This is a genomic window from Microbacterium sp. Kw_RZR3 (genome assembly GCF_029222405.1).
Classification (GTDB): domain Bacteria; phylum Actinomycetota; class Actinomycetes; order Actinomycetales; family Microbacteriaceae; genus Microbacterium.
Map to the genome: position 1 here is coordinate 1 of NZ_JARHXC010000278.1, position 24,360 is coordinate 24,360.

At 70.7% G+C, this 24,360-nt stretch carries 22 protein-coding genes, 1 tRNA gene and 1 pseudogene; 15 read left to right on the plus strand and 9 right to left on the minus strand.

Going from position 1 to position 24,360, the window contains the following annotated elements; all coding sequences use genetic code 11:
- The 3 genes from P2P98_RS15495 to P2P98_RS15505 all read right to left on the minus strand — a co-directional run.
- A partial coding sequence (locus P2P98_RS15495) for a DUF3618 domain-containing protein (RefSeq protein ID WP_275801048.1) occupies positions 1 to 339 on the minus strand: 339 nt, incomplete at its 3' end.
- Entirely contained in the window at positions 336 to 749 is a 414-nt protein-coding gene (locus P2P98_RS15500) for a phage holin family protein (RefSeq protein WP_275801049.1), read from the minus strand. The genes P2P98_RS15495 and P2P98_RS15500, both read right to left, overlap by 4 nt.
- Positions 746 to 1,477, minus strand: a complete 732-nt coding sequence (locus P2P98_RS15505) for a hypothetical protein (RefSeq protein WP_275801050.1) — start codon at positions 1,475 to 1,477, stop codon at positions 746 to 748. Before P2P98_RS15505 ends, P2P98_RS15500 begins: the two co-directional genes overlap by 4 nt.
- 226 nt (positions 1,478 to 1,703) lie before the next feature.
- Between P2P98_RS15505 and P2P98_RS15510 the strand changes: the two genes are divergently transcribed.
- A complete protein-coding gene (locus P2P98_RS15510; protein ID WP_275801052.1) occupies positions 1,704 to 2,114 on the plus strand; it encodes a MarR family transcriptional regulator in 411 nt (136 codons plus the stop codon).
- Positions 2,115 to 2,120: 6 nt separating this feature from the next.
- Here P2P98_RS15510 and P2P98_RS15515 read toward each other — a convergent pair whose 3' ends face one another.
- Positions 2,121 to 2,462, minus strand: coding sequence for a hypothetical protein (locus P2P98_RS15515; RefSeq protein WP_275801053.1), 342 nt, complete (start codon positions 2,460 to 2,462; stop codon positions 2,121 to 2,123).
- Between the two features lie 281 nt (positions 2,463 to 2,743).
- Here P2P98_RS15515 and P2P98_RS15520 point away from each other — a divergent pair, with 281 nt between their 5' ends.
- Positions 2,744 to 3,679, plus strand: a complete 936-nt coding sequence (locus P2P98_RS15520) for an AraC family transcriptional regulator (protein WP_275801054.1) — start codon at positions 2,744 to 2,746, stop codon at positions 3,677 to 3,679.
- A 282-nt stretch (positions 3,680 to 3,961) separates the two neighbouring features.
- Here the strand turns inward: P2P98_RS15520 and P2P98_RS15525 are convergent, their stop codons facing one another.
- Positions 3,962 to 5,455 (minus strand): SulP family inorganic anion transporter, encoded by a 1,494-nt coding sequence (locus P2P98_RS15525; protein ID WP_275801055.1) that lies wholly within the window; start codon positions 5,453 to 5,455, stop codon positions 3,962 to 3,964.
- A 108-nt stretch (positions 5,456 to 5,563) separates the two neighbouring features.
- Here P2P98_RS15525 and P2P98_RS15530 point away from each other — a divergent pair, with 108 nt between their 5' ends.
- Both P2P98_RS15530 and P2P98_RS15535 read left to right on the plus strand, forming a co-directional pair.
- A complete protein-coding gene (locus P2P98_RS15530; RefSeq protein ID WP_275801056.1) occupies positions 5,564 to 5,935 on the plus strand; it encodes a MerR family transcriptional regulator in 372 nt (123 codons plus the stop codon).
- Positions 5,932 to 6,507 (plus strand): GNAT family protein, encoded by a 576-nt coding sequence (locus tag P2P98_RS15535; RefSeq protein WP_275801057.1) that lies wholly within the window; start codon positions 5,932 to 5,934, stop codon positions 6,505 to 6,507. Before P2P98_RS15530 ends, P2P98_RS15535 begins: the two co-directional genes overlap by 4 nt.
- Positions 6,508 to 6,735: 228 nt before the next feature.
- On the opposite strand, the gene P2P98_RS15540 is transcribed toward P2P98_RS15535, so the two are convergent.
- On the minus strand, positions 6,736 to 7,482 hold the full coding sequence (locus tag P2P98_RS15540) for a GntR family transcriptional regulator (protein WP_275801058.1): 747 nt from the start codon (positions 7,480 to 7,482) through the stop codon (positions 6,736 to 6,738).
- Positions 7,483 to 7,560: 78 nt separating this feature from the next.
- Here P2P98_RS15540 and P2P98_RS15545 point away from each other — a divergent pair, with 78 nt between their 5' ends.
- The 4 genes from P2P98_RS15545 (at position 7,561) to P2P98_RS15560 (ending at position 11,000) form a co-directional block, all read left to right on the plus strand.
- Positions 7,561 to 8,451 carry a proline iminopeptidase-family hydrolase gene (locus P2P98_RS15545; protein WP_275801059.1) on the plus strand — a complete coding sequence of 297 codons (891 nt, stop codon included), beginning with the start codon at positions 7,561 to 7,563 and terminating at the stop codon, positions 8,449 to 8,451.
- 45 nt (positions 8,452 to 8,496) lie between these two features.
- A complete protein-coding gene (locus P2P98_RS15550; RefSeq protein ID WP_275801061.1) occupies positions 8,497 to 9,921 on the plus strand; it encodes an APC family permease in 1,425 nt (474 codons plus the stop codon).
- Positions 9,918 to 10,859: an acetamidase/formamidase family protein gene (locus tag P2P98_RS15555; protein WP_275801064.1), complete on the plus strand. Its 942-nt coding sequence runs from the start codon at positions 9,918 to 9,920 to the stop codon at positions 10,857 to 10,859. The genes P2P98_RS15550 and P2P98_RS15555 overlap by 4 nt, the downstream gene beginning before the upstream one ends.
- A gap of 49 nt (positions 10,860 to 10,908) precedes the next feature.
- Positions 10,909 to 11,000, plus strand: a tRNA-Ser gene (locus tag P2P98_RS15560).
- An 84-nt stretch (positions 11,001 to 11,084) separates the two neighbouring features.
- Here the strand turns inward: P2P98_RS15560 and P2P98_RS15565 are convergent.
- The 3 genes from P2P98_RS15565 to P2P98_RS15575 are packed head-to-tail and all read right to left on the minus strand — an operon-like array spanning position 11,085 to position 15,655.
- Entirely contained in the window at positions 11,085 to 13,376 is a 2,292-nt protein-coding gene (locus P2P98_RS15565) for a DUF3488 and transglutaminase-like domain-containing protein (RefSeq protein WP_275801066.1), read from the minus strand.
- The gene (locus P2P98_RS15570; protein ID WP_275801067.1) at positions 13,363 to 14,607 is read right to left on the minus strand and encodes a DUF58 domain-containing protein; all 1,245 of its coding nucleotides are present in this window, start codon (positions 14,605 to 14,607) and stop codon (positions 13,363 to 13,365) included. Before P2P98_RS15570 ends, P2P98_RS15565 begins: the two co-directional genes overlap by 14 nt.
- Positions 14,608 to 14,614: 7 nt before the next feature.
- Entirely contained in the window at positions 14,615 to 15,655 is a 1,041-nt protein-coding gene (locus P2P98_RS15575) for a MoxR family ATPase (protein ID WP_193752676.1), read from the minus strand.
- A 163-nt stretch (positions 15,656 to 15,818) separates the two neighbouring features.
- On the opposite strand from P2P98_RS15575, the gene P2P98_RS15580 reads away from it, so the two are divergent.
- The 7 genes and pseudogenes from P2P98_RS15580 to P2P98_RS15610 all read left to right on the plus strand — a co-directional run.
- On the plus strand, positions 15,819 to 16,751 hold the full coding sequence (locus P2P98_RS15580; RefSeq protein WP_275801068.1) for an ROK family protein: 933 nt from the start codon (positions 15,819 to 15,821) through the stop codon (positions 16,749 to 16,751).
- An 81-nt stretch (positions 16,752 to 16,832) separates the two neighbouring features.
- Positions 16,833 to 17,006 (plus strand): annotated as a pseudogene (locus P2P98_RS15585) (MarR family transcriptional regulator); the annotation flags it as partial.
- Between the two features lie 126 nt (positions 17,007 to 17,132).
- The gene (locus P2P98_RS15590) at positions 17,133 to 18,047 is read left to right on the plus strand and encodes an ROK family protein (protein WP_275801074.1); all 915 of its coding nucleotides are present in this window, start codon (positions 17,133 to 17,135) and stop codon (positions 18,045 to 18,047) included.
- Between the two features lie 137 nt (positions 18,048 to 18,184).
- Positions 18,185 to 19,543 (plus strand): extracellular solute-binding protein, encoded by a 1,359-nt coding sequence (locus P2P98_RS15595; protein ID WP_275801070.1) that lies wholly within the window; start codon positions 18,185 to 18,187, stop codon positions 19,541 to 19,543.
- A 2-nt stretch (positions 19,544 to 19,545) separates the two neighbouring features.
- Complete coding sequence (locus P2P98_RS15600; RefSeq protein WP_275801071.1) at positions 19,546 to 20,478, plus strand: sugar ABC transporter permease; 933 nt, start codon at positions 19,546 to 19,548, stop codon at positions 20,476 to 20,478.
- Positions 20,475 to 21,371: a carbohydrate ABC transporter permease gene (locus tag P2P98_RS15605; protein ID WP_275801072.1), complete on the plus strand. Its 897-nt coding sequence runs from the start codon at positions 20,475 to 20,477 to the stop codon at positions 21,369 to 21,371. The genes P2P98_RS15600 and P2P98_RS15605 overlap by 4 nt, the downstream gene beginning before the upstream one ends.
- 28 nt (positions 21,372 to 21,399) lie before the next feature.
- Positions 21,400 to 24,360, plus strand: a 2,961-nt coding sequence (locus P2P98_RS15610) for a glycoside hydrolase family 38 C-terminal domain-containing protein (protein ID WP_275801073.1), incomplete at its 3' end; no start/stop codon positions are given.

Consider the following 24,360-nt stretch of genomic DNA (forward strand, 5'->3'; position numbering starts at 1 on the left):
GTCGCGCTCGGCGCGCGACGGGGGGATGAGCGAGGCGACGACGAGACCGGCGCCGAAGGCCACCAGGCCGACCGCCAGCGGGGCACCCTTCACTTTCTCGGTCGCGTTGTGCGCGGCATCCGCGGCTCCGTGGGCGAGATCGCTCGCGGCCGAGCCCGTGTCGTCTGCGGCACCCATGAGGCGGTCGCGCAGGCCGCCGACGGCGTGGCGCACCTTGCTCTTCTGGCGGTCGACGATCTTCGACGGGGTGACCTTGTCGGCGAGAGCGTCGACGTCCGAGCCGAGCTCGGCTCGCGTGCGCTCGATCTCTGCGCGGATGGCTTCCGGTGAATCGGTCATCGGTTCTCCTCGTTCCTGGTGAATGCTTCCGGGATCTCCTGCAGGGTCGCTGCCGTCTGCGGCACGCCCTGCACCTTCTTCAGTTGTGCGCGGCCGATCGCGAAGAGGATCCCCGCGATGATCGCCCAGAGCACGGCCACGACGACCGCGGACCACGCCGACCCGATGACGAGGGCGAGGGCCGCCCAGAGGGCGATGGAAAGGAACAGCACGACCATCCCGGCCGCGTAGCCCGCCCCGCCGAGCAGCCCGGCACCTTTCGCCGACTTCGAGGCCGAGTCCTTCACCTCCGCTTTCGCGAGCGCGAGCTCCTGGCGCATGAGGGTGGACATGTCGCGCGTGACCTCGCCGACCAGGTCGCCGAGCGAGGTGGTCGCGGCCCGGCGCTCCGAGGGGGTTGCGTCGCTCATCCGTCACCCCGGGCGTCTGTGCCACCGAGGCGGGCGGCGGATTCGGTGTACAGCGGCGGATCGCCACCGTCGACTCCCGCGACGAGGCCGGTGTCGTCGACGACGGCATCTCCCTCGGTCGAGGGGAGAGGAGCCTCGGCTGCCCGCGCGGCGGCATCCGCCTCGGCGAATCGTGGGCCGTCCGCCGTGTCCGACGCGCTCGCGGTGCTCGATGCGTCTCCGGTCGATGCGCCGGCGGCCAGGGCCCGGCTGAGGCGGCCGACGACGATTCCCGCGATCGCAGCCGCCGCGATGAACGTGCCGGGCCGACGCCGGGCGAAACCCGTCACATCGTGGAGGAGCTGCTGGGGATCGCGGTCGCCGAGCCAGGTTCCGACCGTCGACACGTGAGACGCCGCGCGCCGCACGAGTTCGCCCGCGAAACCGCCGTTCTCATCGGCATCCGCCATCCGCGAGAGGTCGTCGCCCATCGTGCCGAGGCCGGCGGCGAGACGCTGCTGCTGGCCGGCTGCCTGGTCGGTGAGCTCTCGACGCGACTGCGACACGAGGTCGGCGACGCGATCCTTGGCGACGCCGGCGACCGCTGCCGCCTCGTGCGCACTCGTCTCGGCGACGCTCTGCGCGGCCTCTCGTGCGGTGGTGGTGACCTCGGACGCCTCGTGCGTAGCGGCATCCATCTTTCCGGGGGCGTCTCGCTCCTCGCCGTCCGACGCGGTGAACTGCGACATGTTCGCTCCTTCCGTTGTCCTGATGGGACTCTCGGTATAGGTGCGATCGATGGGCGCCTCCGATGGCCTTGCGCCCCGCCGTTGCGCGTGCAACGCGCGATCCGGCCCAGTGCTCGTCCCTTTCACCCGTCGGCGCGCGCTCACGCGCACAGAGCCGGAATGAGTACGATGTACGGTCGTGTCGTCGTCACCCGATTCGCCATCCGGCTCCGCCCCGGATTCACCGATGGGCCGCGCCCTCCTCGCCTACGGCGAGGCGCGTCGCACGGCGGTCGCCGAGGCGCGGCGCGAGCTGTCGTTGAACGAACTCGACGCTCGCGCGCTGCTCTTCATCGTCGACAGCCCGGGCGCTCGACCCTCGGACGTGCGCGACCACCTCGGCATCACGTCCGCGGGCGTGACGACGCTGATCGATCGATTGGTGCAGCGCGGTGCGGTGCGTCGCGACCTCGACACCGAGGATCGTCGGGTGAACCACATCACCGCCATCATCGACCTCGACGCGCACCCCTGGTCGCTGTTGCGCGCTTTCGACCGGTCGATCGAGCGGGCGATCGCGGCACTCGACCCGGATGAGGGCGCACGCGTCGCTCACATTCTCGAACGCGTCGTCGCCGAGGCCTCGCGAGCGGGCTGACGACCCTTACTGCCCCGCGAGGAATGCTTCGGAGCGCGCCTGCAGGAACGAGCAGAGCGCCGAGAGCATCGCGAGCTCTCCCGAGAGGGCGAGCACCTTCCCCGCGGGCAGCGGAGCGGCGTTCTCGCGCGGCTCGAATGTCACGGCCCAGTCCGTCGATCCGGCCGCAGCGCCGGGAGCCACGAAGAACGTCGTCGAAACGCTGCGCAGCTGCGCCGCGATCAGTCCTCGATCCAGATCGTCGTCCAGATCCTGGGGAATGACCCGCAGAATGTCGGCGTCGTGGTACCCCAGGGCATGGAAGTCATCGACCCACGATTGCAGAGTCGCCATGGTGCGAAAGGTCATTCGGCATCCCGTCGATCGGTGGCCGCCGGAACGCGAGCCTCACCAATTATGCGACCCGCGTCTCGGTCACGGTTCGAGAGACCACGATCTGCGCGCAACCGCTGCCCAGCGGCCGCCCTCGCTCGTTTCTCGCCACTGACCGGGAACGATACGGTGAAGGGATTCCCCCGGCATCCTTTCTCGTCGATATCCCCCCGATGTCCTGAGAGCGATCCCACGCACATTTCGCGTGAGAAAGCAACGGTGTTGCCGCACGTTTCCGGACGATTTAGGAAAGCCCCGTGGAGCATACGAACATCGAGACCAGGGATGCCGCCGTCGTCGAGGAGATGTGGCAGACGGTCGTTCCGGGGGCTCGTATCTCGCGCGCCGACGCCATTCAGCCCGCGTTGAACTGGCATGCCGTCTCGGATACGGGTTTCGCCTTCTGCGATTACACGATCGGATCGACCATGCTCGTCGAGTCCGACCCTCTCGATCAGGTCGTCATGGGACGGATCGCGGGGTCGCGCGTGGCGGGAACGTATCGCCGTGAACGCATCGACACGGCGGTCCCCTTCATGGTCGTCGATCGCCCACTCGAGGTGGCCTTCACCGGTCGCATCGCCGGGACCGCCGTCTCGTTCTCGCGCTCCGATTTCGAGGACGGCGCGCGTCGGCTCTCGGGTGATGAGGGACTGCGGGTCCGTGCGACCGGGTACGCCCCGGTCAGCGAGCAGCGCCTGCGGTACTGGACGCGCACGTGGGAGTACGCGAGAGATGTCCTGCTGCGCTCCCCGGAGCGAACCCCGCTGATCCAGCAGCAGGCGCGGACGCTCATGCTCGAGGCGTCGCTGCTCACCTTCCCCACGACCTTCACCGATGCGCTCGCCGCGGGCCGCCCTGCCCGTCCGCTGCCGGCGCCCGTCCGCCGCGCCAAGGCGTACATCGAAGCCCACGCGGCGGAGTCGGTCGTTCTGGCCGACATCGCTGCGGCGGCCCGGCTGTCGCCCCGCGGCCTGCAATACGCCTTCCGGGCCTCCACCGGGCGCACCCCCATGCAGTACCTGCGGCGCGTGCGCCTGGACGCGGCTCGCGCCGATCTGCGCAGCGCCGACCCGTCCGTCGACACGGTCGCGGCGATCGCGGCGCGCTGGGGCTTCTCGAACCTCGGTCGCTTCGCCGCGATGTACCGCGGGGAGTTCGGCGAGACGCCGTCGACGACGCTGCGTTCCTGAGGTCGTCGCGCGCGAAACGCCGTAGACCACGCTGCGTTCCTGAGGTCGTCGCGCGCGAGACGCGTGGTGGTGGAGGGAGGGGCTGTGACCGGCGGAGGAGGATTCCGGCCCGGGCGTCCTCCCGCCGTCCCTGGTCCTCCGCTCGCCACGGTGGCGCGGTCGCCGGCGTCGCCCGCCCGGTGGCGAGGGGAGGAGATGTGACCGGCGGAGGAGGATTCTCGTCCGAGCTTCCTCCCGCCGTCCCTGGTCCTCCGCTCGCCACGCAAGCGCAGCCGGCGAGTGTCAGTGCCCCGCGCCGAGGCCCCCGCTGAGGCGCTCGTGGAACCGCGCCGCGGCGGCGTTCATCCCCTCGAGCTCGACGGTCGTCCCGAGGTGGGCGTACTTCGTCTGCACGGCATCCAGGGCCGCGACGGTCGATGCGTCCCACACGTGCGAACGCGACAGGTCGATCACGACGCGCGCCGGGTCGCGGTGGTACGCGAACTTCGTCGTGAGGTCGTTGCTCGACGCGAAGAAGAGCTCGCCCTCGACGGTGTACCGCGCCGTGTCGCCCTCGACCGAGCGGGTGACGGTCGTCAGCGAAGCCACGCGCCGGGCGAACAGCACCGCCGCGGCGATCACCCCGACCCCCACGCCGATCGCGAGGTTGTGCGTCCACACGGTGATCGCGACCGTGAGCACCATCACGATGGTCTCGCTGAGCGGCATCCGGCGCAGGGTCGAGGGGCGGATGCTGTGCCAGTCGAAGGTGGCGATCGACACGACGATCATGACGGCCACGAGCACGGCCATGGGGATGATCGCGACGACGTCGCCGAACACGAGCACGAGCACGAGCAGGAAAACTCCGGCGAGAAAGGTCGAGATGCGCGTTCGCGCGCTCGACGCCTTCACGTTGATCATCGTCTGGCCGATCATCGCGCAACCGCCCATCCCGCCGAACAGCCCCGACAGCACGTTCGCGGCGCCCTGGCCGAGCGACTCGCGGGTCTTCGACGACGGCGTGTCGGTGATGTCGTCGACGAGGGCCGCGGTCATGAGCGACTCGAGCAGCCCGACGATCGCCATGGCGAGCGCGAAGGGGAAGACGATGCCGAGCGTCTCGAGGGTGAACGGCACGTTCGGGATCAACAGCGCCGGCAGGCTCTCGGGGAGTGCCCCCTGATCGCCGACGGTGGGCACCGAGATGCCGAGCACCACGACGGCGCCCGTCAGCAGCACGATGGCCACGAGCGGGGCGGGCACGGCCTTCGTCAGGCGCGGCAACAGGTACATGATCAGCAGGCCCGCCGCTGCGATCGGGTACACGGCCCAGGGCACCCCGATGAGCTGCGGCACCTGCGCGGTGAAGATGAGGATCGCCAGCGCATTCACGAACCCGACCATGACGCTGCGCGGGATGTAGCGCATGAGCTTCGCGACGCCCGCGAGACCCAGGACCACCTGCAGGATGCCGCCGAGGATCACCGTCGCGAGCAGGTAGTCGACGCCGTGCTCGCGGGCGACGGGGGCGATGACGAGCGCGATCGCCCCGGTCGCCGCCGAGATCATGGCGGGACGGCCGCCGAGGAACGCGATCGCGACGGCCATGACGAACGACGAGAACAGCCCCAGTCGCGGGTCGACCCCGGCGATGATCGAGAAGGCGATCGCCTCGGGGATCAGCGCGATCGCCACGACGAGGCCGGCGAGCACTTCGCGGGTGAGCAGGCGGGGCGAGCGCAGGGCCTGCAGGACGGTGGGTTCGGGGCGCGGGCGTGCGAGGACGTTCGTCATGGAGGTGCTCCGGAGGGGATCCGCGTCGCGCGGGGAAGAATAGGGGGGTCGCGATCGCGACCGAGAAAGACTCTACCGTAACGAGAGGGTTGCGGGATCGGGGAGGCCATGACCGACGAGCGCACGATGCAGATCGGCGAGCTCGCGGAGCGGACGGGCATGTCGATCCGCACGCTGCGCCACTACGACGAGATCGGTCTGCTGCGCCCCTCCGCGCGCAGTGAGGGCGGGTTCCGCCTGTACACCGCCGATGACGAGGCGCGCTTGCTGTTGATCCGACGAATGAAGCCGCTCGGGTACTCGCTCGAGCAGATGGGCGAGCTGCTCGCGGTGGTCGATGGCCTCGACGCCGCACCCGGCGACCCGGCGCTGGAGGCTCGCTTCGCCGACATCCGCGACGAGGCGATCCTCCGCCGTGACGACCTGCGCCGCAAGCTCGCCGCGGCCGACGAGTTCGTCGCGCAGTTGGAGGCGCGATGACCGCTCACGACCTCGTGCTCGAGGGGCACGGCATCCGTCTCACCCCCGCTCGTCCCGATGACGCCGCAGAGGCTTGGGCCCTGACCGACGCCTCCCTCTGGGCGGGCATGACGACGCCCTGGCCCGCGACGGTCGACGCCTATGCCGCGCACGTCGAGCGTCAGCGCGAGGCGCCGGGAATGTTCGCTTTCACGGTTCGGGATGCCGAGACCTCCGGCGTCCGTGGATCCACCACGTTCTACGACCTCGCGCCCGCGCAGGGCCGGGTCGAGATCGGGACGACCTGGTACGGCCGCGCGTTCCAGGGCGGGCGAACGAATCCCGCGACGAAGCTGCTGTTGCTCGCGCACGCGTTCGAGGAGTGGGCGCTCAACCGCGTGGCACTGCGCTGCGACGCGCGCAACGAGCGCAGCGCGCGGGCGATCGAGCGCCTCGGCGCGACCTTCGAGGGACGGCTGCGTCACCACCGCATCGCCGGCGACGGCTCGATCGGCGACACGCTCTACTTCTCGATCCTCCGGGAGGAGTGGCCGGGCGTCCGGGCGGGCCTGGAGGCGCGCCTGCAAGGCTGAGGCCGAGCTCTCGGGAGGAGATTCGGCGGAGGGAGGATGCCGCGGGGCCGGGTCGTCCTCCCGTCCCAGAATCTCCTCCCTTCGCGGACGCCGAGCCGCGCCCCGGGGCGTCGGCGCGCCAGGCTGCGACGGTCCCCGGGAGGAGATCCACGCGGGGAAGGATGCCGGAAGCCGTGGCGCTCCTCCGCGCGCGGAACATCCTCCCGTCGCGGCCACCGCTTGCGCGCCTCAGCCCGAGCCCGCGGCCGCGGCCGCGCGGCGGCGCGCGAACTCCCGCGCCTCGGTGAAGAGCTCGAGGTCGATCTGCACGTGTCGGCGCGCGAGCTCGGCGGCCTCGTCCGGGGCGGCGGTCACGATCGCGGCCACGATCGCGTCGTGCTCGCGGGCCGCGCGGGACTCCATGCGGCGGTGACTCTCGCGGTCGCCCCACGGGTGCGCCGGAGCCGACAGCGAGAGGTGTCGTTCGTGCTCGAGGAGGATGTCGCGCAGGGCCGTGTTGTGCGCCGCGTCGATGATCGACAGGTGCAGCAGGCTGTCGGCGCGCTGCTTGGGATTGCCGGAATCCGCCGCGTGGAAGGCGGCCAGACGGTCTTGCATGACCGCGATGTCGGCATCCGTCCGTCTTTCGGCGGCGAGGCGGGCGAGCGAGGAGTGCAGCATCGAGCTCGCGGTGCACGCGTCGACGAGGTCGCTCCAGCGCTGCTCGAACCAGCGGTCGACGCCGACGACGATCGAGGCCGGCCACTCCTCGGCGACGAAGGTGCCGCCCGCGCGGCCGCGGCGCTTCTCGATCAGTCCGCGCGTCGCCAGGTCGTCGAGTGCGGCGCGGACGGTGGTGCGCCCCACTCCCAGGAGGGGGGAGAGGTCGCGCTCGGCCGGAAGACGGGTGCCGGGCAGGAACTCGCCCACCGCGACCGCGGTGATGAGGCGCTGGGTGACGCGGTCCACCAGGGAGGCGTCGTCGGTCTCGGCCATGGGCTCCCGTCGTTTCCTCCATGTTAATTCCGCAGAAAAGGTTTGCCAACGAACCATTAAGGGGTCCACGATGACTCCATGCACCGCGAGATCACCGTTCCCTTCCACGACGGCTTCACCTGGGCCCGTCTCACCGAGCCCGCCGAGCCGACCGGCAAAGCGCCGCTGTTCGTCCTGCACGGCGGACCCGGAATGGCGCACAACTACGTCGCGAACCTCGACGCTCTCGCCGAGCTCACCGGCCGAACCGTCGTGCACTACGACCAGATCGGGTGCGGGAAGAGCTCGCACCACCCCGACGCCCCGGCCTCGCAGTGGGTTCCCCAGCTCTTCGTCGACGAATTCCACAACCTGCGCGAGGCTCTCGGCTTCGACGAGTACCACGTGCTCGGACAGTCGTGGGGAGGCATGCTCGGCGCCGAGATCGCCGTCCGACAGCCGACGGGGCTGAAGAGTCTCGAGATCTGCAACTCCCCGGCATCCATGGAACTGTGGCTCGCCGGCGCGGCTCGGCTGCGCGCCGAGCTGCCCGTCGAAGCCCGCGAGGCCCTCGACCGTCATGAGGCCGACGGCACCCTCGACGACCCCGAGTACGTGGATGCCACCCGCGTCTTCTACGAGCGCCACGTCTGCCGCGTCACCCCCATGCCGCAGGACTTCGTCGACAGCGAGCAGCAGATGCTCGCCGACCCGACGGTGTACTTCACGATGAACGGGCCCAACGAGTTCCACGTCGTCGGCACCGGCCGCGACTGGACGATCATCGACCGCCTGCCGCAGGTCGCCGTGCCCACGCTCGTGGTCGCCGGCGAGTTCGACGAGGCCACGCCCGAGACGTGGGCGCCCTTCGTCGAGCACATCCCCGGCGCGCGCTCGCACGTGTTCGCCGGCGCGAGCCACTGCACGCACCTCGAGCAGCCCGACGAGTTCCGCCGGGTGATCGCCGACTTCCTCGCCCCTCTTCCCTGACCCGACCCGCCCCGTTACGCTCCACCGCACCCGAACAGGAGTTCCATGTCCGACACCGCCCCCGGAGCCCAGCAATCGCTGGAGTCCTTCGGCTACAAGCAGGAGCTCAAGCGCTCCATGTCCACCCTCGACCTCGTCGTCTACGGCCTGGTCTTCATGGTGCCGATCGCCCCGTGGGCCATCTTCGGCGTCGTGTACAACGCCGCCAGCGGCATGGTCCCGCTCGTGTACATCACGGGCGTCGTGGCCATGATCTTCACCGCGCTCGCCTACGCGCAGATGTCGAAGGCGTTCCCGATCGCGGGCTCTGTCTTCTCCTACGTGGGTCGCGGCATCCACCCCACCGTCGGGTTCTTCGCCGGGTGGGCGATCCTGCTGGACTACCTGCTCGTCCCCACGCTCCTCTACGTGTTCGCGGCGTCGTCGATGGCCGGGATCTTCCCCGACGTGCCCCAGTGGATCTGGGCGGTGTCGTTCGTCATCATCAACACCGTCATCAACGTGCTCGGCATCGGCTCGATCAAGCTCGCGAACCGCGTCATGCTCGGCATCCAGCTCCTCTTCGTCGTCATCTTCGTCGTGATCGCCATGGTCGCCCTCTCCTCCGGGGCGATTCCCGGGGCCGAGTTCTCGATCGCCCCGGTGTGGGATGCCGAGAAGGTCAACCCCGCCCTCATCGCCACCGCCCTCTCGATCGCGGTGCTGAGCTTCCTCGGCTTCGACGGCATCTCGACGATGGCCGAGGAGTCCACCGGTGACCGCAAGTCGGGCGGTCGCGCGATGATCATCGCGCTGCTCGTGGTGGCGGTGCTCTTCATCGCCCAGACGTGGTTCGCCAGCGCCCTGGCCGCCGGCACGATCTCGTTCTCGGACGACGACGTCAACAACGCCTTCTTCCTGCTCGTCGCTCAGGCAGCGGGTTCGGGCTGGGCCACCGCGTTCCTCGCCGTCAACGTCGTCGCGGTCGGCATCGCCAACGCCGTCGCGGCCCAGGCCGCGACCTCGCGCCTGCTGTACTCGATGAGCCGCGACCGGCGCCTCCCCGCCTTCCTGTCGAAGGTCAACTCGCGCCAGGTGCCGTTGGCTGCAATCCTCTCGGTCAGCGCGATCTCGCTCGTGCTCGTGCTGTTCTTCGTCGGCCAGATCGCCGTGATCTCGTCGCTGGTGAACTTCGGGGCGCTGCTCGGCTTCCTCCTGCTGCACGTCTCGGTCGCGGTCTACTACCTCGGCAAGAAGAAGTCGAAGAACTACCTGCTTCACCTCGTCGTGCCGGTCATCGGATTCCTCATCATCGGCTACGTGCTGCTGAACGCCGACATCACCGCGAAGGTCGGCGGCATCCTGTGGCTCGTCGTCGGTGGCGTCGTCTACCTCATCTTCGCTCGCAAGAGCGGTGGCGCGACCGGGCCGCTGCCCGAGCACGCGACGGCGACGGCCGGTGAGAGCGGCGGCGAGGTGGCCTCGCGGTGACGGACCACTTCCTGGGCAAGGAGCACGGACGCCCCGGTCACGATGCGTCGGTGCCGCCCGTGCTGCGCGTGCGGCCCGGCACGGGGGAGCGCCTCGCGTTCCAGACCGACGACGCCGTTTACCGCGAGCTGCATGAGCACGGCGACCTCGCGAGGCTCGAGGCACCGCTGAATCCGGTGACCGGCCCCGTGTACGTCGAGGGTGCCCGTCCCGGAGACGCCCTCGCGGTGACGATCCACGAGATCCGGCTGACCGACACCGGGTGGGCGATGAGCCTGCCCGGTGTCGGGGCCCTGCGCGACCGCATGCCCGACCGCGTCGTGACGCGTCGCATCCCGATCGACGCCGCCGGAGTGCACCTGACGGATGCCGTGACCGTCGCGCCCCGACCCATGGTGGGCTGCATCGGCACGGCGCCCGCCTCGGGGGTCGCGAGCACGGTCATGCCCGCCCACGCGATCGGCGGCAACATGGACGTCACCGACATCGCCCCCGGCGCGACGGTGTACCTGCCCGTCGAGGTCGAGGGGGCGCTCCTCGCGATCGGCGACGTGCACGCGATCATGGCGCGCGGCGAGTCGTCGTTCGTCGCGATCGAGGCCGAGGGCACGGTCGTCGTGTCGGTGGAGGTGGTCCCGGGCATGGGGCTGCGCGCCCCGCGCATCGCCACGGCCGGGGAGTGGATCTTCGTCGGCCTTGGTGCCACCGTGCAAGAGAGCGTGCGACGCGGCTACGAGGACGCCTTCGACGCCTTCGTCGACCGCGGATGGGATGCCATGGACGCCTACACCGTGATGAGTGCGCTCGCGCACTCGGAGCTGGGCGGGCCGACCGGCGCGGTCGACCCCGACCCCCTGCACCCGTTCGACGCGGTGGGGGCGGTCACGCTGCACCGCGTGCCGCGGTCGCTGCTCGACGAGGGCGCCGACGTCCGCTGAGGGAGCCCGCGGCGGGGGAGGGCGTCGCCGCCGTGTAAGATCGTCCCTTGGAAGTGTGTCCGAGCGGCCTAAGGAGCATGGCTGGAATCCATGTAGGCGGGGTAACTCGCCTCGCAGGTTCAAATCCTGTCACTTCCGCCACGAGGAGCCCCGTCCGAACGCAAGTTCGGGCGGGGCTCTCGCGTTCGTTCCGCGGGGCGCGAGACGTCCGGGGGCTCGAACCCGCTACGCGCCGACCCGCTCACGCTCTTCGGCAGCCGCCGTCCCCGGCCGCACGACGAGCGAACGCGGAAGGACCCGCGCGAGCACGCGGCGCGGCCCCGCGACCTGGGCGCTCAGGCTCGCGCCGACCCGCGCGGCGGCGTCGGCGAGGAGCGGTCCGGCGGTGGCATCCAGCGCGTTCTCGGCGTAGCTGACGCGCTCGACCGCCGCGCGCAGGAGGTCGACGTCGTCGGCATCGGCGCCGTGGTCCCGCACGAGACGCTCGGCGAACCGCCGCGGCGACTCACCGCCCGGGACCGGGATGCCGAGATCCACCGCGTCGTCCTGCACCGCCGTCCACGCGGCCACGGGGTCTCCCGCCCGTGCCGCGGTGAGACGCGAACGGCGTCGCAGAGATCGAACCACCGCGGGAACCGCGAGGATCAGGAGCAGCACCGCGATGCCCGCGGCGATCAGCAGACCCGGACCGATCGCCCGCGACGCGCCCGCGGTGCTTCCGCTCGACAGCCCCGGGCCGTCCTGGTTTCCGAGCGAGGGGGCGGTCGTGGGTTGGCTGCCCGGTGCCGCGCTCTGCGACTGCTGCGGAGCGTTGGGGGTGGTGGTCGTGCTGCCCGTGCTGCCGGAGGCGAAGCTCGTGGGGACGCCGAGGCTGTTGGTGGGCTCGAAGGGCACCCAGCCGATGCCCTGGAAATACACCTCGGGCCACGCGTGCAGCTGGCTCGAGGTGACGGTGAACGTGGACCGCTCCTGCCCGATGCCCGAGCTGGACATCGTGCCGGGCAGGTAGCCCACGACGATGCGCGAGGGCATGTCGAGCGTTCGGGCCATCACGGCGAAGGCCGAGGCGTAGTGAACGCAGTATCCGGTGCGCGCCTGGAGGAAGTCGGCCACGGCATCCAGTCCCGCCCCGTCGAACCCCGCCTCGACCGGGGCGTCGAGCGAGTACCGGAACGCGCTGCTGCGGAACCAGGTCTGCAGGTCGATCAGGGCGTCGTACGGCGACGACGCGCCCGCCGTGATCTCACGGGCGGTGTCGCCGATGATGGCGGGGACGTCGGCGGGCAGGGCGCGCACCGCATCGCCCAGCTCCGATCCTCCGACGGGACGCGCGCGGATCTGCTCGAGGGTCGGTCGCGGCGCGATCGTCTGCACCTCGTAGTCCTGGTCGCGCGACGAGCCCGCGCGCGACACGATCGTGCGGTTGTCCGGCATCCCGAGCCAGTCGCCCTGCAGACCCGTCACGGTCGTCGCGGGGGAGGGGACGGGGAGCCACGGGCTGTCGAGCTCGCCGACCGAGATGTCGGTCGTGTACTGCGCGACCGCGATGTCAGGGTCGATCTCCGGGGCCGCGAACACCGGGCCGTCGTCGGGGACGTTCACGGTGTCGGCGCGGTCGGGCTGCCACACCGAGCCGTCGAAGCTCGAGAGCGTCACCGCGCGCAGGTAGGGCGGTGTGGGTGCGTCCGTCTGCAGCGTGAGCACGTCGACGTCGCGCGGCTGGCGCAGGTCGTTGCCGAGCTCGAGGTTGGGGTTGATCGTCGTTCCGTATCCGCCCGTCCCGCCGGAGGCGAAGCGCAGGGCCGGTTGGGGGAGGAGGGGCGTCGCGACGACGGCGACGAGCACCGCGACCGCCGCGATGCCGAGGGCGGTGGCAGAGGCGCCGCGTCCGCGCGCGCGACTCCCGCCGTGCCGCGAACGTGTGTCGACGCGGAGGAGGAAGAGGAGCGCCAGGGCCAGCAGCACGAATCCGGGCACGTCGACATCTGCGGGGATCGCGATGGTCGGGATGAGCGAGACCGCGACGAGACCCACGGCGGCGAGCAGCGGCATCCGGGCCGTGAGCACGACGTGGTCGAGGACGATGGCGAGGGCGCCGATCGCCGCGACCAGCACGAACGCGAGTCCCACGCCCGGAGCGACCGGGGCGACACCGGTGCGGATCTCTTCCGATGCCGCAGAGACGAGACCGGGCACGGTGCCCACGGTCGCGGGGCTCGGGATGACCCACAGCACCGCGGTGGCACGCCCGAACAGGGCCGTGAGCGCGAAGATCCAGATGCCGAGCTCGATCACCGTCGCGACGAGCGCCGGCAGCGCGCACAGCCGCGCGATCAGACCGGCCCCGAGGATCGCCGCCGCGAGGAACCCGGCCTGCACGGTCCACGAGCCCGGCGCCATGACCGAGAACACCGGGAGCATCGCGGCGGCGATCGCCGCGAACAGTCCGAGGGTCAGAAGTGACGCATCGCGGCGGCGGCGCGGGGTGCGCAGCTCCGTCACGTCACCGGCCGACATCGGCGAGTCCCCTCTCGGTCGCGTCGGCCCACGCCGCGGCGATGTCGCCGCCGGGACGGACGGATGCCACGCGCCACCCCGCGGCGAGGGGAGCGTCGAGGTCGGGCTGGGGCGCGACCACGACCATGATCGGCAGCGCCGAGCGCTGCGCGAAGGCGCCGGGAACCAGCGCGGGGTCACGCGAGGGGTCGGACGTGACGACCACGACCGGTCCCATCATGACCGCGGCAGACGCGGGAATCACGCGCGCGGACGAACCGTCGACGCGCGCGGTCAGGCCGGCGAAAGCTGCCGCGAGTGCTCGCGCCTCTCCCTCTTCTCCGCCGTCGACGGGCTCGGCCAGGAGCTCGCCGTCGCTGTCGACGACGTCGACGGTGTACCCCTCGTGCACGAGGCGTGCGACCGCCGACACGCATGCCGAGACCGCCGTCTCGAAGGCGATGTCCGCGCTCGGCGCCTCGCCGGCCGCGGCGGACCATCGCGACGGGGCACGATCGAGCACCACGGTCGCCGCGGGGCTGGACTCCTGTTCCTCTTGGCGCACCATGAGGGTGTCGCGATGCGCGGTCGCGCGCCAGTGGATGCGCCGCATCGAGTCGCCCGGGGCGTAGGGACGGGCGACCAGGTTGTCGACGCCCTCCCCGAGCTGCAGCGCCGAGGACTGCCGGGTGCCGCCCGCCTCGCCCCCGGTCGGGGGGAGGGGCGGAAGGTCGACGATCGCGGGGGCGACCGTGATCGGGGAGGGCCGCCCGAGCTTGAATCGGCGACGGACGAGGCCGAACGGGTCGGTCGTGACGACCTCGAGGGGTCCCAGCGCATGAACGCCCCGCTCGCGGCCGACGATCTCGTAACGGAGCTCGACGGGGACGGTGTCGCGGCCGAGCGATGACGCCGTCGCCGGGAACAGACCCCGCGCGTTCCCGCTCACCCCCGCGGGAAGGGCGTCGGCCCATCGGCCGGGAGCGGTCGGCAGGGCCGTCTGCAGGCCGACGCGCACGACGACGTCGGTGCGCGATCCCACGTCGATCACGTCGGGGCGGACGGTCCGCGTGACGCGGTCGGTGCGCCGCGCGATCAGGAGGGTGACGGCGGCCGCGGCCAGCAGCGCGGCCATGAGCACGCCGAAGTACATCAGTTCGGGGATGCCGGCCCGCTGCGCGATGACGAGGGAGGCGACCGCGAGCACCGCGGCACCGCTGCCCCGGAGGGTCAGCGGCCACCGGCGTCTCATCGGGTCCTCACGCTCGGGCGGCGAGCGGGACGCGCACGCTCGCGGCGATGCGGTCGAGCGCCTCGGACACCACGACCGCTCCCGCGCGGCCGCCCGCGGCGGAGCGGTTCGCGATGAGGCGGTGACCGAACACCGGGTTGAGCAGCGACGTCAGGTCGTCGGGGATGACGTAGGCGCGCCCGTCGAGCGCCGCCCGGACCTTGGCCGCACGGACCAGCTGCAGCGTGGCCCGCGGGCTCGCACCCAGGCGGATGTCGGGGTGGCTCCGCGTCGCCTGAGCCAGCGCCACGACGTACTCCTCGAGCGCGGGGGCGACGTGCACCCCACGGGCCCAGGCGATCATCGCGGTGACCTGCCGCGCGGTCACGACGGGCACGATCCCGTCCAAGGGGTTCACCGAGTCGCGCTGGCGCAGCATGAGCGCTTCGGCGGCGGCATCGGGGTAGCCCATCGAGATGCGCAGGAGGAAGCGGTCGCGCTGAGCCTCGGGGAGGGCGTAGGTGCCCTCCATCTCGAAGGGGTTCTGCGTCGCCACGACGAGGAACGGGGAGGGCAGCACGTGCGTCCGCCCGTCGATCGTCACCTGGCGCTCCTCCATCGCCTCGAGCAGCGACGATTGCGTCTTGGGGGAGGAGCGGTTGATCTCGTCGGCAATGACGATGTTGGCGAACACCGCGCCAGGCGTGAACTCGAATTGCCGCGTGACCGGGTTGAAAACCGAGACGCCCGTGATGTCTCCCGGGAGGAGGTCGGGCGTGAACTGGATGCGTCGCACGTCGGCGTCGACCGTCGCGGCCAGCGCGCGGGCGAGCATGGTCTTGCCCACCCCGGGGACGTCCTCGATGAGCAGGTGCCCCTCGGCCAGGAGCGCGATCAGAGCGCTCTGGACGGCCTCGGGCTTGCCGTCGATGACGTTCGAGACGGATGCCGTGATCTGATCGGTCAGCCGGGCGAAGGACTCCGCGGTGAGCGGCTCGTCACTTCCCGGGCGGGCGGTCTCGGTGCGGCGGAGTCGCGATGCCGCCTCGGGCGTGGCCGTCTCGTCCATGGCATCCCTCGTGTCGATGGGCGGCGGCAGCCGTTGCCGCCGTGACCTGATCGTAACCTGCGCCGCGGGGCTCGGGGCCGTCCGGGGCGCGGTGCACAGGCGTCACTCGGCGGATGCACCGGCCCCTAGGATCGGGGAGCATTCGTTCACCCGAGGAGCGCGCATGTCCGATGCCACCCCGTCCCTGCCCGCGTACACCCACGTTCTCGCCGTCGACATCGGCGGGACGAAGGTCGACGCTGCCGTCGTGTCGGTCGCCGGCGAGGTGGTGCGAGAGAGCGTGACGCGCCGGCCCACCGGGCGCGAGAACGACCGCAAGGCCATCGCACGCAACGTCCGCGAAGCGGCGGAGGGGGCGCTGGCTGCGGTCCCCGGTCTGCGTGTCGGCGCGATCGGCGTCGGCAGCGCCGGACCGGTCGACCTCCCGTCGCGCTCGGTCTCGCCGCTCAACCTGCCCCAGGCCGCCGGTCTCCCGATCGACGAGGTGCTGAGCGGTCTGATCGACGGTCCGATCACGCTCGCCCTCGACGGCACGTGCATCGCGCTCGCCGAGCACTGGCGGGGATCTCTGCGCGGATGCCGGAACGCGATGGCGATCGTCGTCTCCACGGGGGTCGGCGGAGGATTCGTCCTGGACGGGCGTCCGATGGGCGGCGCGAGCGGGAACGCGGGCCACCTCGGGCAGACCTTCGTGCGGACGATCCACGAGGGCGACGTCGTGGCATCCACTCTCGAAGCCGTCGCCGCGGGTCCGGGTACCGTCGCGTGGGCGCGCACGCAGGGCTGGGAGGGTGCCACCGGACTCGACCTGGCGGCGTCGTACCGTGCCGGCGACGAGATCGCCCGCGCCGCCGTGTCGCGCTCGGCGACCGCGGTCGGCCAGGCCATCGCCGCGGCGGCGACGCTGTGCGACCTCGAAGCGGTCGCGATCGCGGGCGGGTTCTCGCAGGTCGCCGACGACTACGTCGATCAGGTGCGCGTGGCGGCGGAGGCCGCGGCGGTGCACGCCTACGCGCGACGCTGTCGCATCGTCGGCTCGGGCCTGGACGGCGACGGGCCCCTGCTGGGCGCAGCGGCGCTCGCGCTCGGCGCCTGACGGACGACGACGCGGCGGGGCGCTACTTCTACGCGGGCGTACGCTGAGCGGGGGTCTGCGACGCGGGCCGGCGAGCGAGAGCGAGGGGCGATGCGGACGGGGTCGAACCTGCCGGCTGTCGGCGAGTACAACCAGACCCTCGTGCTCGACCTCATCCGCCGCGCACCGGAGGGCCTGAGCCGCGTGGAGCTGTCGGCGCGCACCGGACTCAGCGCCCAGACCCTCAGCAACGTCACGCGACGCCTCGCCGACGAGGGGCTGATCGCCGAAGCGGGAAAAGTCATCTCCGGCCCGGGCAAGCCACGCACGCTGCTCAAGCTCGAACCGCGCTCCCGATTCGCCGTCGGCGTGCACCTCGACCCGGTGGTCGACACGATCGTCGTGGTCGATATGGCCGGTGACGTCGTGGCGCACGACGAGATCCCGCGACGACACGGCGCTGCCCCCGCCGAGCTCATCGACGACGTCCGCGCCGCGGTCGATCGCATCGTCGCTCAAGCCGAGATCCCCCGGGAGCTCGTGCTCGGAGTCGGCGTCGCCGCTCCCGGCCCGTTCGACGCTCGCGGAGGCAGGCTTCTCGATCCGCCCCTGCTACCTGCGTGGCACAACGTCCACGTGCGCGAGGACCTCGGTGCGGCGACAGGCCTCCCGGTGATCGTCGAGAAGGACGTGACCGCCGCGATGGTCGGCGAGATGTGGTTCGACCGGTCCGACGCCCTCACCGACGCGATGTTCCTGTATTACGGCGCCGGTGTCGGTCTCGGCGTGGCGATCGGCGGCGCGCCGGTGCGCGGCCGCACGGGCAACGCCGGGGGTATCGCGCACGTCGTCGTGGACCCCGACGGTCCGGCGTGCGCATGCGGGTCGCACGGGTGCCTCGGGGTCTCGATCGAGCCGCGCACGCTCCTCGCCGAAGCCGGCTACGTGCCGACCGAAACCGGCGACACCCGTCCTGATCTCGACCGGTTGGTCCAGGACGCCGCGGCAGGCGGCACCCGCGCGGGCGACGTCCTGCGCCGCGCGGGGGAGCGGATCGCCCGAGCCCTGGTCGTGACGAACAACCTCCTCGACGTCGACGAGGTCGTGCTCGGAGGACCCGTGTGGGAACGGCTCTCGGAGGTTCTGGTCGACACCGTGAGCGCGCGCGTCACGTCGGACCCGGTGTCGACCGCCACCCGCGCGATCACCGTGCGGCTGTCGCGCGTGGGCGCCGATGTGGCCGCCGTCGGCGCGGCCTGCCTCATGTTGGACGGGGCATTCGCGGCGCGCCCCGCCCGCATGATGATCGCGATCTGAGCGATCCCTGAGGCTCTCACAGCGTCCCGTGGCCTGATCGTTACCGCCTGTCGGACGACACGACTTGCCGAGTTAGTCCATTTGATTTATAAAAAGTTCTGGCGACGCGGTGTCTCCACCCGAGCAAAGGAGCTTCCATGAAGAAATCGACGATGGTCGGCGGTCTCGTGACCGTGACGGCCCTGACCGTGGCCCTGGCCGGCTGCTCCGGCGGCAGCGGGGGATCGGGCGACGCGAACACCATTCGCGTGGCGTACCAGACCACGGCGACGTTCAACCAGATGCAGACGCTGATGGAGAACGCGAAGAAGGAGTACGAGGCGGCGCACAAGGGCGTGACCGTCGAGCTCGTCCCGATCCAGGCCGAGGGCGCCGACTACTACACGAAGCTCGCGTTGATGAACAAGTCGGCGAGCACGGCCCCCGACGTCCAGTACGAAGACACCTTCAAGATCCAGTCCGACGCCGCAGCCGGTTACCTGCTGCCGCTGGACGACTACCTCGCGAAGTGGGACGACTGGTCGCAGTTCGCCGAGGGAGCCAAGCAGGCCGGTCTCGGCCCCGACGGCAAGACCTACGGCGTCTCGCTCGGTACCGACACCCGCGGCCTCTGGTACAACAAGGAGATCTTCGCCAAGGCCGGCATCTCGGTGCCGTGGCAGCCCAAGACGTGGGCCGACGTGCTCTCGGCCGCCGAGAAGGTCAAGGCCGCCGACCCCGACGTCATCCCGATCAACGTCTACTCGGGCAAGACCGCCGGCGAAGCGGCATCCATGCAGGGCCTCGAGATGCTCCTCTACGGCACCGAGGACACGCTCTACGACACCTCCAGCAAGAAGTGGGTCGTCGGCAGCCAGGGCTTCAAGGACTCGCTGCAGTTCGTCAGCGACGTGTACCAGGGCGGCCTCGGCCCGTCGCTGCAGCAGGCGCTCGACCCCAACATCTTCACCAGCGTGACCGCTGACTGGCTGCCCTCGAGCAAGCTGGCGATCGCGCTCGACGGTTCGTGGCAGTCGGCCGCGTGGGTCGACGGCGGCACCGCCGCGTGGCCCGCGTGGAGCGACACCCTCGGCATCGCCGCGATGCCGACGCAGAAGGGGCAGGCTCCCGGCACGACGAGCATGTCGGGCGGATGGACGCTCGCGATCGGCAAGAACACCAAGAACGCCGACGCCGCGTGGGACTTCCTCTCCACCGCCGTGAACAAGGACAACGCCACGGCGTACAACATCGACAACAGCCAGATCGCCGTGCGCGCCGACGTGGCCCAGTCGAGCGAGTACCTCGACGCGAACCCGAGCTTCAAGACGTTCTCGAGCTTCGTCGACACGACGCACTTCCGCCCCGCGACCGAGGACTACGACAAGATCTCGAACCAGATCCAGGTCGCGATGGAAGCCGTCATGACCGGGCAGTCGAGCGTCGACGACGCGGCCGCCGCCTACGACCAGGCCGTCATCGGCATCGTCGGCGAAGAGAACACCCAGAAGGGCTGACCGTGACCGCCCTGGCTCAGACCGGGGCGACCGGAACCGGCCGGGGGTCGCGCGCGAGAGCGCGCGGCCTCCGGTCGTCGGCCCGGGCGCTCCCGCTCCTGCCCGCAGCCCTGCTGCTGGCGATCTTCCTGCTCGGCCCGATCCTCGTGTCGCTGTGGGGCTCGCTCACCAACGCGACCCTCTCGGGCTCGACCGCCGTCGCGAGCGAGTTCATCGGGTTCGACAACTACACCCAGCTCTTCAAGGCACCCGACTTCCCCGTCTCGGTGATCAACACGATCGTGTTCGTGTTCTTCTCCGCGGTGATCGGTCAGAACATCCTCGGGCTGGCGCTGGCCCTCATGATGCGCTCGGGCAACCGGATCGTCACCGCGATCGTCGGCACGATCGTCGTGACCGCGTGGGTCCTGCCCGAGATCGTCGCCGCATTCGCGGCCTACGCCTTCTTCCGCGACAACGGCTCGCTCAACGCGATCCTCTCGGTCTTCGGCCTCGACCCCGTCAGCTGGCTGTTCACGATGCCCGTGCTCATGGTCATCATCGCCAACATCTGGCGTGGCACCGCGTTCTCGATGATGGTCTACTCGGCCGCTCTCGCCGACGTGCCGCCTGAGATCACCGAGGCCGCCGAGGTCGACGGGGCCAGCGGCATCAAGCGGCTCTTCTTCATCACGATCCCGATGATCCGCTCGACCATCGGCACCAACTCGATGATCGTCACCCTCCAGACCCTGTCGGTCTTCACGCTCATCTTCGTCATGACCGGCGGAGGCCCCGGCAACAAGAGCACGACGCTGCCGATCCTCGCCTACCAGCAGGGTCTGAAGTTCGGCGAGCTGGGCTACGGCACCGCGATCGCCACGATCATGCTGCTCATCGGCGCGATCTTCTCGTTCTTCTACGTCCGCGCCCTGCGCGAGGAGGTCTCGTCATGACCACCACGACCCTCCCCGAAGTGACCGGCCGTACACGCGCCGCGAAGCCCACGAAGGCCTCCCTATCCTCGCCCCGCACACGTGCGCTGCGGGTCCTCAGCAACACGCTGCTCATCGTCATCGGCATCCTGTTCGTCGTTCCGCTCATCTGGCTGGTGACGGCCTCGCTCGACGCGCAGCCGACGCTCGCGATCAAGATGCCCGAGGTCGTCACGCTCGACAACTTCGCGGCCGTGATGAAGCCCGACCTGCTGTTCCTCCCGCTGTGGAACAGCGTGCTGCTGGCCGGCGGCACCGCAGTCGCGACCGTCGTGCTGGCCTCGCTCGCCGCGTACCCCCTGTCGCGCTACAAGATGCGCGTCGGCAAGCCGTTCCTGTACGCGGTGCTGTTCGGCACGTGCCTGCCGATCACGGCGATCATGGTGCCGGTCTACAGCCTGTTCGTGCAGCTCAACCTCATCGACTCGATCGGCGGGACGATCCTCTTCCTCACCGCGAGCGCTCTGCCGATCGCGATCTGGATGATGAAGAACTTCATGGACGGCGTGCCCGTCGAGCTCGAGCACGCCGCCTGGATGGACGGCGCGGGATCGATGCGCACGCTCGTGCAGATCGTGCTCCCGCTCATGCGTCCCGGTATCGCCGTGGTGTTCATCTTCACGTTCATCCAGGCGTGGGGGAACTTCTTCGTGCCGTTCGTGCTGCTGCTCAGCCCCGACTACCAGCCAGCCGCCGTGAGCATCTTCAACTTCTTCGGGTCGTTCGGAGCCGTGGCCTACGGCCAGCTCGCGGCCTACTCGATCGTCTATTCCCTTCCCGTCCTCGGTCTGTACGTCCTCGTGCAGCGCGGGCTCGGCGGCACCTCGGCACTCGCCGGCGCCGTCAAGGGCTGACCCGTCCCCCCCAGACAAGGAATCCTTCATGCACGACCGCACCGCGCTCATCGAGATGCGCATCGAACGCTTCATCCGCGAGCGTCTCGCCCCCGCCGTCTACCGCGCCCGCCAGCCGCTCGAGATCTCGGCGTGGGAGGCTCCGGGCGAGCCCGTGACCTTCGCCGAGGCTCGGGATGCCGCGTACCGCCCCTTCGCCATCGGAACGCCGTGGGGCCGGGCGTGGGGCACGACCTGGTTCGCCGTGTCGGGGGAGATTCCCGCCGCGTGGCGCGACGCATCGGGCGCACTGCCGGCGGGCACCGTCGCCGAGCTCGTCATCGACCTCGGTTTCACCGCCGGGCAGAGCGGCTTCCAGTGCGAGGCGCTCGTCTGGAACCGCGAGGGCGCGCCCATCAAGGGCGTCTCGCCGTTCAACAACGCCAGCCCCGCCGCGATCGACGCCGAGGGCCGTGTCGACGTGCTGGTCGAGGCGGCGTCCAACCCCGACGTGGGCAGCCTCTTCACCTTCGAGCCGACCCACCTCGGCGACCTCGCCACCGCGGGCGACGCTCCTCTCTACACGCTGCGCGAGATGTCGATCGGCCTCCGCGACCTCGCGGTGTGGAACCTGCTGCAGGACTTCCGCCTCCTCCACGGCCTGATCGCCGAGCTCGACGCGACCTCCGCGCGCCGCGCGACCCTCGTCGAGGCGATGGATGCCGCGATCGACGCGGTCGATCCCCACGACGTCGCCGGCACCGCGCAGGCCGGTCGCGACGTTCTCGCCCCGCTGATGGCCGCGCCCGCGGCATCCAGTGCCCACGTGCTGCACGCCGTCGGTCACGCGCACATCGACTCCGCGTGGCTGTGGCCGGTGCGCGAGACCGCGCGCAAGGTCTCGCGGACATTCAGCAACGTGCTCTCGCTCATGGACGAGGACCCCGAGTTCGTCTTCGCGAGCTCGTCCGCTCAGCAGTTCGCGTGGATGAAAGAGCACTACCCGGCTCTCTGGGAGCGCCTGAAGGAGCGCGTCGCCGAGGGGCGCTTCGTGCCCGTGGGCGGCATGTGGGTCGAGTCCGACACGAACATGGTCGGCGGTGAGGCGATGGCCCGCCAGTTCCTCGAGGGCAAGACCTTCTTCCTCGAGGAGTTCGGCATCGACACCGAAGAGGTGTGGCTGCCCGACTCGTTCGGCTACAGCGGCGCGCTGCCGCAGATCATGAAGGCCGCGGGAGCCCGCTGGTTCCTCACGCAGAAGATCTCGTGGAACGAGACCAACCGCATCCCGCACCACACCTTCCGCTGGGAGGGCATCGACGGCTCGCGCATCTTCACGCACTTCCCGCCCGTCGACAAGTACAACTCCGAGGTGACGGCGGCCGACCTCGCGCACGCCGAGCGCAACTTCGCCGACAAGGGCCGCGCGCGCACCTCGCTCCTGCCGTACGGCTTCGGCGACGGCGGCGGCGGACCCACGCGCGAGATGACCGCGACGATCGCCCGCACGCACTCGCTCGAGGGTGCCCCGATCGTGAAGCACTCCACCCCGCGGCAGTTCTTCGAGACCGCCGAGGCCGAGTACGCCGACCCGGCCGTGTGGGCGGGGGAGCTGTACCTCGAATTCCACCGCGGCACGTACACGAGCCAGCTGCGCACGAAGCAGGGCAACCGCCGCAGCGAGCACCTGCTGCGCGAGGCCGAGCTGTGGGCCGCGACCGCCTCGGTGCGCACGGCAGCTGCGTACCCCGCCGAGACCTTCCAGCGCCTGTGGAGGCTCGTGCTGCTGCAGCAGTTCCACGACATCCTCCCCGGCACCTCGATCGCGTGGGTGCACCGGGATGCCGAGCGCAACTACGCCGCGATCGCGGCGGAGCTCGAGCAGGTCATCGGCGACAGCATCCGTGCGCTCGTCGGCACCGGCGACCGCGCGGTGGTGGCGAACGCCGCCCCGCACCGCCGCGGCGGCGCCCCGGCGCTCGGGATCGCGGCGGTCTCGGCCACGCGCGACGTCACCCCGCGCGCCGAGGGTGAGGGCTTCGTCCTCGACAACGGCATCGTGCACGCCGTGATCGACTCGCGGGGCCTCATCATCTCGCTCGTCGACGTGGCATCCGGACGCGAGGTCGTGCCGGAGGGGCAGACGGTGGGGCTGTTCGAACTGTTCCGCGACACCCCCACGCAGTGGGACGCGTGGGACATCGACGAGACCTACCGCCGCCACGTCACGCCGCTCGACACCGCGGAGGCCGTGCGCATCGACGGCGACGCGATCGTGGTCGAGCGGGCCTTCGGCGACTCGCACCTGGTCACCCGCATCGCGCTCACCGCGGGCGCGCGCGTCGTGCGGTTGTCGATCGACGTCGACTGGCACGAGCAGCAGAAGCTGCTCAAGCTGAGTGTCCCCGTCGACGTTCACACCGACCGCGCGGCATCCGAGATCCAGTTCGGGCACATCACCCGACCGACCCACACGAACACCTCGTGGGATGCCGCGCGCTTCGAGACCGCGGCGCACCGGTGGGTGCGCGTCGGCGAGCCCGGGTTCGGCGTCGCGGTGACGAACGACTCGACCTACGGCCACGACATCACGCGTCACGAGCGCGAGGCGGGCGGCACGTACTCGCTCGTCCGCCTGTCGATCATCCGCGGGGCGCTCTTCCCCGACCCGCAGCAGGACCAGGGCGCGCACCACCTCGAGGTGGGCATCGTCGTGGGCGCCGAGGTCGAGGACGCGGTCGTCGAGGGCTACCGCACCAACCTCCCGCTCCGCGTCGTCGAGGGCGTCGCCGAGGCCGAGGTGGCACCGCTCGTGGCGGTCGACACCGAGGGCGTGGTCGTCGAGGCGATCAAGCTCGCGCAGGACGGCTCGGGAGACGTCATCGTGCGCCTGTACGAAGCGCTCGGTCAGCGCGCCCACGCTCGGCTGGACGCCGGGTTCGAGGTCGCGGGTGTCATCGAGACGGATCTGCTCGAGCGCCCGGTCGAGACCGCCGCGCTGTCGAGCGTC

Bases quoted from the DNA above. Each gene is read 5' to 3' on its own strand.
- P2P98_RS15500 (WP_275801049.1), bottom strand. From the start codon at position 749: ATGAGCGACGCAACCCCCTCGGAGCGCCGGGCCGCGACCACCTCGCTC.
- P2P98_RS15505 (WP_275801050.1), bottom strand. From the start codon at position 1,477: ATGTCGCAGTTCACCGCGTCGGACGGCGAGGAGCGAGACGCCCCCGGA.
- P2P98_RS15510 (WP_275801052.1), top strand. From the start codon at position 1,704: ATGGGCCGCGCCCTCCTCGCCTACGGCGAGGCGCGTCGCACGGCGGTC.
- P2P98_RS15515 (WP_275801053.1), bottom strand. From the start codon at position 2,462: ATGACCTTTCGCACCATGGCGACTCTGCAATCGTGGGTCGATGACTTC.
- P2P98_RS15525 (WP_275801055.1), bottom strand. From the start codon at position 5,455: ATGACGAACGTCCTCGCACGCCCGCGCCCCGAACCCACCGTCCTGCAG.
- P2P98_RS15530 (WP_275801056.1), top strand. From the start codon at position 5,564: ATGACCGACGAGCGCACGATGCAGATCGGCGAGCTCGCGGAGCGGACG.
- P2P98_RS15535 (WP_275801057.1), top strand. From the start codon at position 5,932: ATGACCGCTCACGACCTCGTGCTCGAGGGGCACGGCATCCGTCTCACC.
- P2P98_RS15540 (WP_275801058.1), bottom strand. From the start codon at position 7,482: ATGGCCGAGACCGACGACGCCTCCCTGGTGGACCGCGTCACCCAGCGC.
- P2P98_RS15545 (WP_275801059.1), top strand. From the start codon at position 7,561: ATGCACCGCGAGATCACCGTTCCCTTCCACGACGGCTTCACCTGGGCC.
- P2P98_RS15550 (WP_275801061.1), top strand. From the start codon at position 8,497: ATGTCCGACACCGCCCCCGGAGCCCAGCAATCGCTGGAGTCCTTCGGC.
- P2P98_RS15565 (WP_275801066.1), bottom strand. From the start codon at position 13,376: ATGTCGGCCGGTGACGTGACGGAGCTGCGCACCCCGCGCCGCCGCCGC.
- P2P98_RS15570 (WP_275801067.1), bottom strand. From the start codon at position 14,607: ATGAGACGCCGGTGGCCGCTGACCCTCCGGGGCAGCGGTGCCGCGGTG.
- P2P98_RS15575 (WP_193752676.1), bottom strand. From the start codon at position 15,655: ATGGACGAGACGGCCACGCCCGAGGCGGCATCGCGACTCCGCCGCACC.
- P2P98_RS15580 (WP_275801068.1), top strand. From the start codon at position 15,819: ATGTCCGATGCCACCCCGTCCCTGCCCGCGTACACCCACGTTCTCGCC.
- P2P98_RS15595 (WP_275801070.1), top strand. From the start codon at position 18,185: ATGAAGAAATCGACGATGGTCGGCGGTCTCGTGACCGTGACGGCCCTG.
- P2P98_RS15605 (WP_275801072.1), top strand. From the start codon at position 20,475: ATGACCACCACGACCCTCCCCGAAGTGACCGGCCGTACACGCGCCGCG.